The following is a 15432-nucleotide window of genomic DNA, read 5'->3' on the forward strand; positions in this document are numbered from 1 at the left end:
CAATTTTGTAAAAAGGAAATCTCTCGTGAGTGTTAAAAAAATAGTAGGCGCTCTCTTTAGTTGTCTAATGTATGTATCTCTGGCTCATTCTCTATCTCTTGAGGAGATTGATGAGTTTACGTTAAAAAATGGCATGAAAATTATTGTGGTTGAGGATAACTCCATACCGAATGCCAATATGTATTTATTCTGGCGGGTTGGCTCACGTAATGAATACCCTGGCATTACCGGAATATCTCATTTTTTTGAACACATGATGTTTAATGGTTCAAAAAATTACGGACCAAAAATGTTTGACCGAGTCATGGAAGCGTCTGGTGGTGCAAATAACGCTTACACGACGGAAAATATTACGGCTTACACCAATTGGTTTCCGGTGGAATCCATGGAAACCATTTTTCAATTAGAAGCCGATCGCATTGCTCATTTAGCGATTGAAAAAGATGTCGTGGAAAGCGAACGTGGGGTGGTTGCCTCTGAGCGACGAACCGGTCTTGAAAACTCTAACTTTCGCGCAATTAGTGAAGAAGTGAAAAATGCAGCTTTTCGCGCACATCCATACAGTTGGCCAGTCATTGGTCATGCCAGTGATATCGAAGGATGGTCACTCGAAGATTTGGTTACTTATCATAAAACTTATTATTCACCGAATAATGCTGTTGTTGTGATTTCTGGTGATGTCAAAGTTAGCGAAGTTAAAGCATTGGCTAAAAAGTATTTCGAACCGATTCAAAATGGCCCAAAACCAAGAAATATTCATACCGTTGAACCTGAGCAAAAAGGTGAGCGAAGAGTTTATCTGCATAAACCCTCTATTAGTAGTCCCAATATAATGATGGCATGGCATATACCTGAGTCTAAGCACGAAGATTATTATTCACTGGATATATTAAGCAGTATTTTATCTGACGGTTATACATCCCGACTTTATCAATCGTTAGTTGATGAAAAACAACTGGCATCTGGTGTTTTTTCTTACTTACCCAAAAGCATCGATCCTAATCTCTTTTATGTTTACGCTGTGGCAAATCAGGATGTTGCTTCTGATGTACTTGAAAAAGCAATGATAGAAGTCATTAATGATGTCATTAAAAAGGGTGTATCCGAAGAAGAGCTACAAAAAATAAAAAATAACCAAAGCGTTAATTTTTATCGCACGATACAAACTATTAATGGTAAATCGAATGAGCTAGGTTCCTATGAAGTTTATTTTGGGGATTACAAGCGCTTACTTGATGCTCCTAAATACTATGAAAAAGTCAGTTTAGAAGATATTCAACGCGTAGCAAAAAAGTATCTTGTCAAAGCAAACCGAACCGTTGGAATTATAGATTTAAAGGAGGATTCTCATGCAGATGATTTATAAGGTTTCTGTCGTTTTATTGTTAACTGTTCTGTCCTGTTGTGTTTCTGCAGGTGATTTTAAACTACCAGATTATGAAAAAGTTAAGTTAGAAAATGGGATGACGTTACTTTTAATGGAGCACAAAGAGGTACCTCTAATTAATATTCAAGTGCGAGTGTCTGCAGGTGCCGTCGACTCGCCCATAGAAGGCCTTTCTGATGTCACAGCTGAAGCTTTACGCTTCGGTAATAAATCTATGACGAAAAAAGAAATGGAGGAGGCACTTGATTTCATAGGTGCGAACTTATCAACTTGGTCAGGCGTTGATGTTAGTGGCCTGCAGTCGTCATTTCATAAGAAAGATAAAAAAACCGTTATTGATATTATCGCCAACACTTTAATGAGTCCAACTTTTAATAAAGACGAGCTTGATAAATATTTAACTCGATACTCGAGTCAAATTGAACAACGTAAAGAGAGTCCTAAAGCTCTCGTTGGTGATTACTTTAAATCTCTCTATTTTAGTGATCATCCATACTCTGTTCAGGTCATGGCGACACAAAAATCATTATCGAAAATAAATAAAAGTGCTATCGAAAACTTCTATCAAAAATATTATCAACCAAATAATATTGTCATTGCGGTTGTCGGTGACTTTCAAGTTAAATCAATGAAGCAACAAGTTTTGAAAGCTTTTTCTGGTTGGAAAAATCGCCACAAACAAAATTTTGTTAGAATCGAAAAGATGAAGCAACCTCCGTCTGCTCAAGTTTTGTTAGTCAATAAAGAAGATGCAAAAGAAACAACTTTTTATATTGGCGGAAAAGGCATTGCGAGAAATAATGAAGATTATGTTGCATTGGAAGTTATTAATACAATACTAGGTGGTCGTTTTACATCTTGGCTTAATGATGCTTTGCGAGTAAACGCAGGGTTAACTTATAGTGCAAGCAGCGACTTTATAACATTGAAAAATGATGGATACTTTCGTATTTCGACATTTACTAAAACATCAACCACCGAAGAGGCAATTGATCTTGCCCTAAAAACATATTATCAACTGTGGAACAAAGGTATTAATGAGTCTATTTTAAAGTCAGCAAAAGCTTATGTGAAAGGTCAGTTCCCTCCAAAGTTTGAAACAGCTGGAGAATTGGCGGAGTTGCTTGTTGATTTTGAAGTATTAAATATTAATCCTTCATTTATTAATAATTTTAATACCAACGTTAATGAGTTGACGGTCGAAAAAGCGAATGATTTGGTTAAACAGTATTTTCCAAAAGACAACTTGCAGTTTGTGTTGATTGGTAAAGCGGATGATATTCGAAAGGTTGCAAAAAAATACGGTTCAGTAACAGAAATTGAAATGGGTGACCAACTGTAAAATGCTTGCTGTAGTTATATTTTAAAATTCCACTTTAAAAAAAATGGCCGAACTCGAAATTCGAGCTCGGCTATTTACCAAGGACTTTTCTTATCAGGTTATACGCGTTCGAATACAGTAGCGATACCTTGACCTAGACCAATACACATAGTCGCGACACCTAAGGTAGCGTCTTTATTTTGCATCAATCTTAAAAGTGTTGTGCTAATTCTTGAACCTGAGCATCCTAGAGGATGACCAAGAGCAATTGCACCACCATTGAGGTTAACTTTCTGTTCCATAACATCAAGCAGCCCCAAATCTTTAAGTACCGGTAATGATTGTGCTGCGAAAGCTTCATTCAGCTCGAACAAGTCAATATCATCAATTTTAAGATTTGCTCGTTGTAATGCTTTCTGTACCGCCGGTACAGGGCCGTAACCCATTATTGCAGCGTCACACCCGGCAGAAGCCATGGCACGAATTTTTGCAATGGGTTTTAAGCCAAGTGCTTTGGCTTTTTCTGCGCTCATTACTAACATGCCTGAAGCTCCGTCAGAAAGAGCTGATGCATTTCCTGCGGTTACTGTTCCGGTTGGATCGAAAGCTGGACGTAAACTACCGAGTGCTTCAACTGTGGATTCCGCACGAATAACTTCATCGTAATCAAACAGTTTAAGCGCGCCATTTTCATCGTGGCCTTCGATAGCAACAATTTCATCTTTAAAGCGACCTTCAACGGTTGCTTTGTGCGCTTTTTGATGTGAGTTGTAAGCAAACTCGTCTTGTTGTTGGCGAGTGATACCATGCATTTTGCCGAGTAGTTCCGCAGTAAAGCCCATAGAGCCTGAGCCTTTCGCCGCATACTTAGCAATTTGAGGCGCAAAATCGATACCGTGAGTCATTGGTACATGACCCATGTGCTCAACGCCACCAATCATATAAACATCGCCATGACCGGTCATAATACCTTGCGCAGCAGTATGTAGCGCCTGCATCGATGAACCACATAAGCGGTTTACCGTTTGCGCAGGAACCGTACGTGGAATGTCGGTCATAATCGCTGCGTTTCGAGCAATGTTAAAACCTTGCTCCAATGTTTGTTGAACACAACCCCAGATTACATCTTCAATGTCTTTGGGATCTAATGCAGAGTTACGCTCGAGTAAAGATTGCATGATATGCGCAGATAATTGCTCGGCGCGTACGTTACGAAACATACCGCCTCGAGATCGACCCATAGGGGTTCGAATTGCATCTACAATAACGACTTCAGTCATAATTATTCTCCTGGGAATTCTGGTTCGACTTACGCGGTATAAAAACGCTTGCCGTCTTTAGCCATCGTTTTAATGATTTCTGGTGCTTCATAAGCAGCGCCCAAGTGCTGATATTTTTCTGATAGCTGCATTAGCGTATCAATACCTAGCTCATCGGCGTATTTCAAAGCGCCACCACGGAATGGAGGGAACCCTAATCCGTAAACCAGACCCATATCGGCTTCAGCCCGTGTTTCAACAATACCTTCTTCAATACAACGAGCCACTTCAAAAATCATTGGCACCATTAAGCGCTCAATAGTCTCTTGCGAATCAAAGTCTTTTGAAGGTTTACCAATAATACCGAATACATTTTCGTCAACGTCTTTCTTAGGTCGACCTTTTTTATCAACCGAGTAAACGTAAAAGCCACTACCCGATTTTTGACCAAACATGTCTTTATCGACCAGGTTTTTGATTGGATCGCCATCAAGAGCACTCATTCGATCGGGGAAACCTTCAGCCATCACACTCACACAGTGAACGGCAGTATCAATTCCTACAACATCTAGCAAGTAAGATGGGCCCATTGGCCAACCAAATTTTTCCATCGTTTTATCAACAGCACGGAAGTCAGCGCCTTCTTGCAGCATTTGACTGAAGCCACGCAAATAAGGGAAAAGAACTCGGTTTACAAAGAATCCTGGGCAGTCACCAACAACGATAGGTGATTTTCCGATTGCGCTTGCGTAAGCAACAACGGCTGCAATAGTTTCATCACTCGACTTTTCGCCGCGAATAACTTCTACCAAAGGCATTTTATGCACGGGATTAAAGAAGTGCATACCGCAGAATTTTTCTGGGCGTTTGAGGTTCTTTGCCAATAAATCGATTGAAATCGTAGAAGTGTTAGAGGTTAAGATTGCGTCATCAGCAATTAAACCTTCAACTTCGGTTAGCACAGCGTCTTTTACTTTGGGATTTTCAACAACGGCTTCAACAACAATGTCGACTGGCTTAACGTCTTCGTAATTTAAGGTAGGTTTGATATTAGCAATTGTTTTCGCCATTTTTTCAGCGCTTACTTTGCCAATTTTCATGCCTTTGCCTAAAATCTTTTGCGCTTCGCCCATACCAAGTTCTAAAGCTTCTTGACGGATATCTTTCATGACCGCAGGAATGCCTTTAACTGCAGACTGGTAAGCGATTCCGCCACCCATAATGCCTGCACCGAGAACCGCTGAAGATTTAATATCTTTGCTCGCTGCTTTACCGGCAATCTTTGCTTTTTTCTTTAACAGTTGGTCATTTAAGAAAATTTGAATCATCGCATTAGCTTGCGACGTTTGAGCGACGTTGACAAAACCTTCGTGCTCAATTTTAAGTGCTTCGTCACGACTTAATGTCGCGCTTTCTTCAACAACTCGAATGGCTTCCATTGGTGCTGGATAGTTTTTGCCAGCTTTTGCTCCAACCATGCCTTTGGCGATAGTGAATGCCATAGCTGACTCAAGTTTATTAAGATGAAGAGGGCCTTTTTTCTGCTCACGACGTTTTTGCCAATCCAACTTTCCATCGATTGCATCTTGCGCCATTTGAAGAGCAATATCTTTTAAGGCTTCTGGAGCAGTAACAGCGTCGATGGCGCCAACTTTGATAGCATCATCAGGCTTATATTGTTTCGCCATGGCAATCCACTCAATGGCGTTGTCACTACCAATAACTCTTGGTAAACGTGTCGTGCCACCAAATCCAGGGATAAGTCCAAGTCGAGTTTCTGGTAAGCCGACTTGAGCTGCCGTTGATGCTACACGCAAATCACACGATAAAACCATTTCCATACCGCCGCCTAACGCGAATCCGTTAATAGCTGCTACGGTTGGGAAAGGAAGATCTTCAAAAGCATTGAAAATTGAATTGGCTTCCGCTGTCCACTGAAGAAGTTCTTCACGTGAGTTAGCGAACAGACCTTGGAATTCTGTGATATCAGCTCCGACAATAAAGACACCCTTACTACTGGTGACGATGGCGGCTTTAACGTCTTTGTTCCCAGTTAGGGCTTCAGTAACGTTTTTAAGCTCTTCCAATGTCTTTTTGTCGAACTTGTTTACAGATTCGTTTTTGTTGTCAAAGCAGACTTCGGCAATGCCGCCGTCTAGCAACTGACAGGTCAGTGACTGGCCTTCAAAAATCATAAGATTGACTCCATCCTGTACAGAGAATTAATAAACCTATCAAAGTCAATAGGTTAGAATTAGAATACTGGTTTGGTACAGCGTTTCTTACACGCATTATTGCACTGCGATAAGGCACAATAGTAACACAGTTCACTGGTCAGACAAGTAGCCAGCCAGTTTAATCAAGCGCCTAATTTAAGCATAAATCGCACAATGAGTGATATTCAACGACTCAACGAGACTTGTCGAATGCTCGTTTTAAAATGATCATATTTGGTGCATCGAGAGAGCTGGTTTGGTGCTTGGGCCTCAATCTGTATAATGCAGGGCTAATTTTAGATGATTAAAGAGCGATAGGTATGACTAAAAACATTGAAGCGACCTTTGACGCACATTTCGAAGCTCTGCTGGAGCGTTATCAAAGCCTGCTGGCGGAACACAAGTATGATTATGCTGTTATTCCCTCTGGTATGCCCATTCGCAAATATCTCGATGACATGGACTATCCATTTAAAGTGAATCCTCACTTTAAAGCAGTTTTACCATTGGCTGATCATCCCCACTGTCAGATCATACTACCTCAATCGGGTAAACCGACCCTGTGTTATTACCAACCCGTTGATTTTTGGCATACGGTTCCGGTCGATCCAGAAGGTCCCTGGGTAAAGTATTTTGACATTCAAATTATTCAGCGACCACAAGAAGCTTTGTCGCACATCCCGAAAGAAGGTCGAGTGATTCTTCTTGGTCAAAAGGAAGGTGTGTTAGATGCAGTAAGCTTTTCGGCACAGAATCCAGAAACGATTGTATATCCTTTGTACTGGCACCGAGCTTATAAGTCAGATTATGAAATTGAATGTTTGTGGCAAGCTAACGTTATTGCTGCCAGAGCGCATACCGCAGCCAAAGACGCTTTTTACGCAAAAGAAACTGAGCAAGGAATCCAACTGGCTTATTTGAAGGCGGCAAAGCAGTTAGAAAATGACATGCCCTACGGCAACATTGTCGCTCTTAATAGTAATGGCGCCATTTTGCACTACACCGGATGCGAAGGTGAACCTCCAAAAGAACATCATGCCTTTTTGATTGATGCCGGCGCTCAGTTTCATGGCTACGCGTCCGATATTACACGTACTTACTCCTTCAAAAAGAATGATGAATTTGCCGAGATGATTGCGGCGATGGATGAAATGCATTTGGGTTTGCTTGAGCAAATAAAGCCGAATGGGTCATACGTTGATTTGCACATTCAAGCACATCATCAAATTTCCGATATTTTAAATCGTTTTGGTTTTATCGATATGGCGCCTGAGCAAATGGTGAAAGAAGGCGTATCCAGTGTTTTCTTCCCTCACGGTTTAGGGCATCAATTAGGCTTACAAGTGCATGATGTTGGCGGTCACCAAACCAATGAACAAGGTGGTGTGACAAACCCACCGGAGCAACATCCCTTTTTAAGAAACACACGTAAGTTAGAAGCGTCTCAAGTATTAACCGTAGAGCCTGGTTTGTATTTTATTGAGTCGCTGCTCAAAGACATTAAATCGTCAGAATTTAATAACAATGTTAACTGGAAGAAAGTCGAAGACTTTAAAAAGTTCGGTGGCATTCGTATCGAAGATGATATCGTTGTTACTGATAAAGGACATCGAAACCTTTCTCGAGAAGCATTTGCTCAAGTCGATTAAAAGGAAACAGCACAACGGGCTTTTTTCTTCGTCTGTTGTGCGTCCTTAATGAGTTACTCAGTGAACTAAGCGGTAATTATGTCTGGATATTCTGTTCCTGCAAAGCCAGTCGAAGTCGAAGAGGTCATCAAAGGCAGTCGATTTATTTCTCGTGCCATCAATGTTGATACTGTGGAGGCTGCTAAAGGATATTTAAAGCAGTTACGTGAAGCAGAACCAGATGCTACACATCACTGTTGGGCTTATATCGTCGGTGATCCAAAAAGCACAACTCTAATCGGCTGCAGTGATGATGGTGAACCAGCGGGTACCGCAGGAAAGCCGATGCTAAATATTTTGCAACACTCAGGCATTGGCGACATTATTGTTGTTTGTACACGATACTATGGTGGAACAAAGCTCGGAACCGGCGGATTGGCTCGTGCTTATGGTGGCGGTGTAAAGCTCGTAATGGAGCAAATAGAAGTTACTGACAAAATTGATAAAGCTTGGCTCAAAATTGTTGGTGCTTATGAATGCGCCAAAGATATTGAGTATGAACTGAAATTAGTTGATGCTGAAATAATAAATACTGAATATGATGCGCAAGTGACTTATCAGGTCGCTTTGCCAGCTGAAAATAAAACAACACTAACAGAACAACTTATTGTTCGCTTTGGGGAAAAAGTCCAATGGAAATCTATCCAATCGTAAAACATTTGCACATGACCTTTGCAGGATTATCTTTGTTAGGCTTCGTTATTCGTGGCTACTGGATGATCAGTGGCTCTAAAATGTTGAATGCCAAGCCGGTAAAAATCGTTCCTCACATTGTAGACACAATATTATTAGTTTCTGCTGTAATATTGGTTGTGATGTCTGGAATGTATCCCTTAAAAGTTGATTTTGTAACATTAAAGTTATTGTTACTCGTTGCATATATTGTGCTAGGAACGTTTGCGCTTAAGCGAGGCAAAACAAAAACAATTAAAATTGTTGCGTTTATTGCGGCACTGGCGACTTTCTTTGCCATCTATTGGGCAGCGATGACGAAGCCAGTTTTTTAACTACTATTTATACTTGTCTGGTTGGCAGTATCAACGTCAACCAGATAGGTTGATTAAAAATAATTAATCAACTAAATCGCCTTTTCATGATTGAGTAACCATTCTTTTCTTTCCAAACCTCCTGCATAACCGGTCAGTTTACCGTTTGAACCGATGACACGATGGCACGGAATAATAATAGATATCGGATTTTTTCCATTCGCTGCGCCGACAGCGCGTACTGCTTTAGGCCGATTAATCGTGTTGGCAAGCGTTTGATAACTTATTGTTTTGCCATATTTAACTTGTCTTAAATTTTTCCATACTTGCTGTTGAAAACAGGTTCCATCCGTATTTAATTCAATCGAAAAATCTTTCCGTTTACCCAAAAAATACTCGGAAAGTTGCTTTTTTGTTTGTTGTAGTAATGAATTAATGTTTGTGTTCTGACGTTCTTCAGAAAAATACAGTCCAGTAAGTCCATTCGTATTTGCCGTAAGTTCGATGGTACCGATAGGACTTTCGTAATAATCGATAAATATCATTTAAAGCATGCTCCATACTTGAAATGTTAAATAGCTGCGCCAAGGTTTTGCGGCTTCGGCATTCAGAATTATATTGTGGTTTTTAAGCGCATTTTTAATGCCCAGGTCCGATCCTAACCAAACATCCGTATCAGCCAAACCACGCATGCGAATGTAATCCACTGTCCAAGGACCAATACCTTTAATGGATAATAGATTCTCTACCTTTCTATCGTCACTTTTCACATACCAGTCAGCAAAACTCTTTAATGTTTCTCTTCTGGCTTGAGGCATTTTAAGAAAGTCCAAAGAGCTGCTTTTGATTTGCATTGCCGTTGGAAAAAGCTTTTTGTTTTCCTGGTAATCTTGACCCAGCTCTGTCACTAGTCGAGTTACCAAGTTTTGAGCCGCTTTAACGGAAACTTGTTGACCTAAAATAGCGCGAATTCCGGCCTCGAAAAAACTGGCCGTTTGAGGAATTTTTATTCCTGTTTTATAAGAACCTTTGGGAAAAAGAGGGCTTAGTTGTTGATCAATGGCTGAGGCGTTGGAATTAAGATCTAATATTCTTTGAATTAATTTAACCGCGCCGTTTAATTTTGAAGGATCTTCCAGTTGAATGGCAATATCGAGCTTACTTTTATCTTTTACTGGAGAGACAAAAAAGTCTCCATGTATATCGCCCAGAAAAAATGTTCGTCCGTAACCCTCACGATTGAACTCGCTATCATGGAACCACTCAAGATGATTAATTTGCCGCGTTGATAAAAAGGAAAGCAAACCCTCCCAGTCATAAGGTGGTCGGTACGATAGCGTTAAGTGAATTCTATTATCTTCGAGTTTGGTTTTTGACTTTGTACTTTTCCGTATATCCGATGGACGTACTTTCAACATTTTCTTAAAGCAGTCATTAAAGCGTCGAACACTGTTGAAGCCACTTGCTATGGCAATGTCTGAAATTGGCAATCGGGATTGATGCAGCAACTGCTTCGCAAACATGCACTGCTGGTATTGAGCATAGTGAATAGGCGAAACACCTAAATAACGATGAAACAATTTGCGTAAATACCGATCGGTAATACCGAGTTTGTCAGATAGTTTATCGATCGAATGCTCCGTTAGAAATCCTTCATCAATGAGTTTTACTGCTCGATTAAAACTGGTTTCAACACCTTGCCATGGATTAGAGCCTGGTGCGCTATCCGGTCGACATCGCAGACAAGGCCGAAATCCTTCTCTTGCTGCTTCGATTGCCGTTTTGAAATAACAGACATTCTCCTCTTTGGGTAATTGAGCGGGGCAAATAGGGCGACAGAAAATTCCAGTGGTTTTCACTGCAATAAAAAACAGCCCGTCAAAACGCGGGTCGCGCGATAATCGTGCGGTTTTGAAGTCAGAACTGGAGAATGTGTGTGTATTCATAAAGCAAGTTTACCCTATCTCGTTAGGATAACTCGCCAGATTCGGAACTAAAATAGTCTTAAGGTTTCAATGCCAGCTGGGCTTAATCGGTATCCGCTCGAAACAGTGGCATTAATACATCTGCAAGGTTATCGACCGGCTTTTGTTTAATTAATAGATCGCATGCTCGATGCAATTCCTTTTGTTCCGACTTTTCAAGCAAGGCAACTTTCTCTTGAAAATCGGTCGCATTGAAATTTAAAGCTTCACGGTTAGCGTGATTTAATTGAGAGATCTGACGAAACATGTGAACAAACCGGCCAATAATTACGTAAGGAAAGTTACGGTTTTTTATGGGACCAACACAGGCTTGATAGCCGCCCAGAGGGAGTCCTTTAACTTTTACATCGATAAGTTTATCAGCACCAAACCAGGCACTGCCAGCACCCAGGAGACCACCGCCAATAGCGCCTAACATAAAACTGTGACCTGCAACCGCCAGGTCGATTGCTGCGCCTCCCACGGCACCAGCCACCGCGGCGGCGGAAGTCAGCTGCTTTTTATTGAGACCCCAGGCGTACCATTCGTCGCAGTCAAAAAGATCGGGTGGTAAATCGAATTGATCGAGAGAAAACTGTGTCTGAAAGTGAGCGTAATTGGCGAGCAACTCTTTAATCGCCTTTTCTTCACGCTGCTTCATCCAGTGTTTGTATTGTTTCTCGAGCAAGGGCCTGACTTGCTTTGCCTGATCGGGCGTCAGTACTTTTTGGCATTGCTGGTACTGGCATAAGTCATCAACCAGGCGCGCTAGAACAATGATACTGTCATGACATTGTTGCTCACGCTTTTGCAATAAGTCTTTCACGATCTGCTTTAATTGGTTTGACCATTTGGGGTTTAAATGAGCAAAGGTTTGCAACAGTTCAATTTGTTTCTCAAAATCCGCTTTCAAGGGATTAAAAACGCGCACTGATTTAAAATATTGTGTTAAAGCGTTTTCCCATTCGTCAATGCAATCGGAGTTTTCTATCGGATTAATAAGTGCCATTGAAGGCTGGCCGGTCCAACGCAAGATCTCCATTTCTGCATCATATTCAGGACCATAAGGACGTGAACCATCGACAACATAAAGAATTGCGGCTCCCTCGGTCATTGGTTTTAGCAATTCCACTTCGTCAGGAAAATTTCTTTGGCATTCAGAATTGTTTACAAAGCTAACCACCGTTTGCGCACGCTCGCTGGTATTTGAGCACTGTTGATTCAACCACTTTAAAACTTTAGTTGGTCGCTGAAATCCTGGCGTGTCGATTAAGTCATAGCAGCCGTGATCGGTTGTAACTGTATATCGATCGGCTTTTTCGGTGGTGCCACTTCGACTGGAAATACCAATATTGTCGTTGTGAGACAGCGTCGAAACGATGGATGATTTACCTTTGTTAGGATGGCCCACAACCGCAAATTGGGCCTTTTGTTCATGACTCATAGTGATTCATCCATTCTTGCGGAAGATAAAGTTGCCATTGGTTTAATGAGTTAATAAAGCGTTGCCATTCTTCGAGGTGATGTTTTTCGGGTGCATCGATCCTACCTTGCTTAATATCCACTGGAATCAGGTAACCGCGACCTAATGCCATAAAGTCAAATAGTTCACCCATCGGTGGTTCCCAAGATTTAACCACCAATAACTGATCGTCTTTAAAGGCTTCAGCAAGTTGTTGCTCATTTTCATTGGCAGATGGACCGGCTTTAATGATTGGTAACTCCGCAGCACCAATGGTCGATAAGAGTTTGTTATCAATTTCAGCCCAATTATTTAGTGTAATGGATGAAGGCAAAGCATGAGTAATTGGTGCAAGCGACGGGTGTTGTTGTTTTTGTGGGGTTACCGATGATAACTTTTGACTCAATTGAGTTTCGATGTCATTTTGTGTTTTGCGTGAAACCCAGAGTTTAGCCAAAGCCAACATGACACCTCGCAATATGAACGAGTAAAGCAGTTGAGTTGCGAGAATAAAAGCCCACCAATCGCCGAATACGGACTGATCTTGATAGTTATCCGTTAATCTCGAGTCTTGAGTCATTTGTAGAAGTTCTAATTGTGGTTGAGCTGAAGGCCAAAACGGCCAGGGAGCTGAGATAACTTCCAAAACTGGCAATATTTGCTCGGCGTTCAGCAAAGTGCTGCGCCAGACGAAATTCATGTCTGTGACAAGTAACAATACAAGAAAAACCAATACACCTGCTGCTGAATAAGCGAGCGCTGCGGCTTGGCTTTGTAGAAAAAACCAGGACTTATCCAGGTTCATTTGCCGCAATTTGTGCATATATGCTTTTTGAGATTGCGACCAGACGGGTATCTGGGTAACTAACCGCGCAAAATTAAGCCCTTTACCGTGGATTAGGCTAATCACTGAAATGACCGCGCTGATCAGAGGAATAAAGAGAAATATCAACAGTAAGTACAACAAATTGACACGGCCAGCTTCATCACCACTCAGTACTGCAAAGCTTAAAAAAATGCCAATAAAAAATCCGATAGCAACGATGGGACGTGATATGTGAGTGGTACTGTCTGGTTGAATCCTGGTCACTGGATGCCTTTGTGAATGCTGAAATCAGCGCCTGTTGATAAAAGTCCTTATTATAGAGGGATTTACCCTAACTAATCGAGTTTTGTGATGCAACTTGAGTTCGCCGCATCTGATTCTATAAAAATTTAACCAAAACGGATTACTATCGAATAACAAATGCCATAATTGCTATGAAACGTGAACTCAGTGACTTGTCGCTCTTGAATATATCTGAGATTATTAAGTGAGCGTTGAAGGACGATAACGAAAAGACTATAAACAATGAGCCACAATCATCAAGGACAACCGCCTGCCGATATTCATCATAACGAAAGTGATGGAGAATCTGGCTCGACAACTCAACGAGCTCGCGACAAGCAAGCAAAGTTGACCCAGATCGGACAAATACTCAAATCGACAAATACGCAAAACGGTTTTGCTCAAGCACAACAAGATGCTGATCGTGCACTGAAAGCCAATAAAATCATTCTTAATCAGCGCTTTGTTTTAGATTCCAGTATTGGTGCTGGTGGCATGGGATCGGTTTATAAGGCACAAGATTTGCGTCGCGTCGAGGCTAGCGACAATAATCCTTATGTTGCCATTAAAGTATTAAGTGGCGACTTCAAAAATCATCCCGATGCTTTTGTTGCTCTACAAAGGGAAGCCAGCCGTTCGGCAAAACTATCTCATCCAAATATTGTAACAGTTTACGATTTTGATCGTGATGGTGACACGGTTTTTATGACAATGGAGTTGCTTCAGGGTGAAGATCTGGATTCTTTGATCAAACGCCACGAAGGAAAAGGTTTACCCAAGAATAAAGCACTCCCAATTATTGCTGACTTTTGTCGCGCTTTAAGTTTTGCTCATAAAAAAGGTGTCATTCATTGTGACTTAAAGCCGGCGAATATTTTTTTGGATAAAGAAGGCGCTAAAGTACTCGACTTTGGAATTGCTCGATTAGCCATTAAAACCAAAGATCATTTCGATGCTGGACGCATAGGAGCTTTCACTCCGGGTTATGCCAGTCTTGAAATGTTTCATAAAGAAACACCACAACCATCTGACGATGTGTTCGCTGCGGCAATCATTGCTTATGAGTTGTTGACCGGTCGTCATCCCTACGATGGTCAATCTGCACCGGTTGCACTTGGATTAAATCGACAACCTGAACCCGTTAAGGGATTAAGTAGTCGTCAGTGGCGAGCATTATCTAATGCATTACAGCTTGAAGCTGCTAACAGAACACCCAGTATTGATTTATTCTTAAAAGGATTAATTGGTCCATCTAAATTTGCCGGGTTGGTTCCTATTGTTGCAAGCGCCGCCGTTATTGCTGCAGTCGCTGTCGGCTATGTTATTTATTCCGGTGACTACCAATTAAAAAAGAAAGTTTCTGAGACTTTAAACGCAGCTCAAACATGCTTTCAAAAAAATGACTTTAACTGCACCATTGATAACGCCAATGTCATACTAAAAATTGAAAGTAATCACGCTCAAGCTAAAGAGTTACTGGCGAAAGCGAGGGATGCTAAAGCACGCTTTGAATTAGAGCAACAAATTGATGAGTTACAATCGGTTGCTAAGTTATGTTTATCAAATAATGATTTTTCTTGTGCCAGTAAAGCACTTGATGAAGCACTTGTCTTAACACCTGAAAATCAGGAGTTATTAGCATTGCAGCAGAAAGTAAACGATCGCGCTCGTGAGCACTCCGAAAATATCTCGTCACTCTTAATCGGCGCTAAGGAATGTTTTGAGAAGAAATATTTTAATTGCACAATTGAAAAAGCCAAACAGGCTTTGGGTGTTGAGGCTGATAATACGGAAGCACAATCTTTATTACAAAGCGCTAATTATGAAATAAAACAAAAAGACAATGCGTTAGCGAAAGCAAAGTCAATTCTAACCGACGGGCAAGATTGCTTTAAAAAGTATGACTACAGTTGTGCTATAGCAAAAGCAGAGTCGGCACTTGCCTTTGTTGAAAATTATGCGCCGGCAATCAAGCTTAAAAAAGATGCCGAGCGAGCCATCGCTAATGCCAAAAAAGCGATTACTATTGAATAGATATATT

At 41.1% G+C, this 15432-nt stretch carries 12 protein-coding genes; 6 read left to right on the forward strand and 6 right to left on the reverse strand.

Annotation, left to right across the window (positions count from 1 at the left end):
- The first annotated feature begins 25 nt into the window (after window positions 1–25).
- On the forward strand, window positions 26–1366 hold the full coding sequence (locus FAX86_RS06565) for a M16 family metallopeptidase (protein WP_205859113.1): 1341 nt from the start codon (window positions 26–28) through the stop codon (window positions 1364–1366).
- Window positions 1350–2729 carry a M16 family metallopeptidase gene (locus FAX86_RS06570; RefSeq protein ID WP_205859114.1) on the forward strand — a complete coding sequence of 460 codons (1380 nt, stop codon included), beginning with the start codon at window positions 1350–1352 and terminating at the stop codon, window positions 2727–2729. The genes FAX86_RS06565 and FAX86_RS06570 overlap by 17 nt, the downstream gene beginning before the upstream one ends.
- A 98-nt stretch (window positions 2730–2827) precedes the next feature.
- On the opposite strand, the gene fadA is transcribed toward FAX86_RS06570, so the two are convergent.
- Together fadA and fadB are read right to left on the reverse strand one after the other, a co-directional pair.
- Window positions 2828–3988, reverse strand: coding sequence for an acetyl-CoA C-acyltransferase FadA (gene fadA, locus FAX86_RS06575; protein WP_144392538.1), 1161 nt, complete (start codon window positions 3986–3988; stop codon window positions 2828–2830).
- 29 nt (window positions 3989–4017) lie between these two features.
- Entirely contained in the window at window positions 4018–6162 is a 2145-nt protein-coding gene (gene fadB, locus FAX86_RS06580; protein ID WP_144392539.1) for a fatty acid oxidation complex subunit alpha FadB, read from the reverse strand.
- 341 nt (window positions 6163–6503) lie between these two features.
- Here fadB and pepQ point away from each other — a divergent pair, with 341 nt between their 5' ends.
- The 3 genes from pepQ (at window position 6504) to FAX86_RS06595 (ending at window position 8878) form a co-directional block, all read left to right on the forward strand.
- Complete coding sequence (pepQ, locus tag FAX86_RS06585) at window positions 6504–7832, forward strand: Xaa-Pro dipeptidase (RefSeq protein ID WP_144392540.1); 1329 nt, start codon at window positions 6504–6506, stop codon at window positions 7830–7832.
- Between the two features lie 78 nt (window positions 7833–7910).
- The gene (locus tag FAX86_RS06590) at window positions 7911–8525 is read left to right on the forward strand and encodes a YigZ family protein (RefSeq protein ID WP_246128510.1); all 615 of its coding nucleotides are present in this window, start codon (window positions 7911–7913) and stop codon (window positions 8523–8525) included.
- Entirely contained in the window at window positions 8504–8878 is a 375-nt protein-coding gene (locus FAX86_RS06595; protein WP_144392541.1) for a SirB2 family protein, read from the forward strand. Before FAX86_RS06590 ends, FAX86_RS06595 begins: the two co-directional genes overlap by 22 nt.
- A gap of 71 nt (window positions 8879–8949) precedes the next feature.
- On the opposite strand, the gene FAX86_RS06600 is transcribed toward FAX86_RS06595, so the two are convergent.
- The 4 genes from FAX86_RS06600 to FAX86_RS06615 all read right to left on the reverse strand — a co-directional run bounded on the left by FAX86_RS06600 (window position 8950) and on the right by FAX86_RS06615 (window position 13373).
- Window positions 8950–9402 carry a methylated-DNA--[protein]-cysteine S-methyltransferase gene (locus FAX86_RS06600; RefSeq protein WP_205859115.1) on the reverse strand — a complete coding sequence of 151 codons (453 nt, stop codon included), beginning with the start codon at window positions 9400–9402 and terminating at the stop codon, window positions 8950–8952.
- Window positions 9403–10803, reverse strand: a complete 1401-nt coding sequence (locus tag FAX86_RS06605; RefSeq protein WP_144392542.1) for an Ada metal-binding domain-containing protein — start codon at window positions 10801–10803, stop codon at window positions 9403–9405.
- Window positions 10804–10885: 82 nt separating this feature from the next.
- The gene (locus FAX86_RS06610) at window positions 10886–12265 is read right to left on the reverse strand and encodes a DUF3482 domain-containing protein (protein ID WP_144392543.1); all 1380 of its coding nucleotides are present in this window, start codon (window positions 12263–12265) and stop codon (window positions 10886–10888) included.
- Window positions 12255–13373, reverse strand: a complete 1119-nt coding sequence (locus FAX86_RS06615; RefSeq protein ID WP_144392544.1) for a DUF2868 domain-containing protein — start codon at window positions 13371–13373, stop codon at window positions 12255–12257. Before FAX86_RS06615 ends, FAX86_RS06610 begins: the two co-directional genes overlap by 11 nt.
- A 261-nt stretch (window positions 13374–13634) precedes the next feature.
- Between FAX86_RS06615 and FAX86_RS06620 the strand changes: the two genes are divergently transcribed.
- A complete protein-coding gene (locus tag FAX86_RS06620) occupies window positions 13635–15425 on the forward strand; it encodes a serine/threonine protein kinase (protein ID WP_144392545.1) in 1791 nt (596 codons plus the stop codon).
- The last annotated feature ends 7 nt before the right edge of the window (window positions 15426–15432 follow it).

Origin of the sequence: Pleionea sediminis, assembly GCF_007570825.1 — a bacterium.
GTDB lineage: Bacteria > Pseudomonadota > Gammaproteobacteria > Enterobacterales > Kangiellaceae > Pleionea > Pleionea sediminis.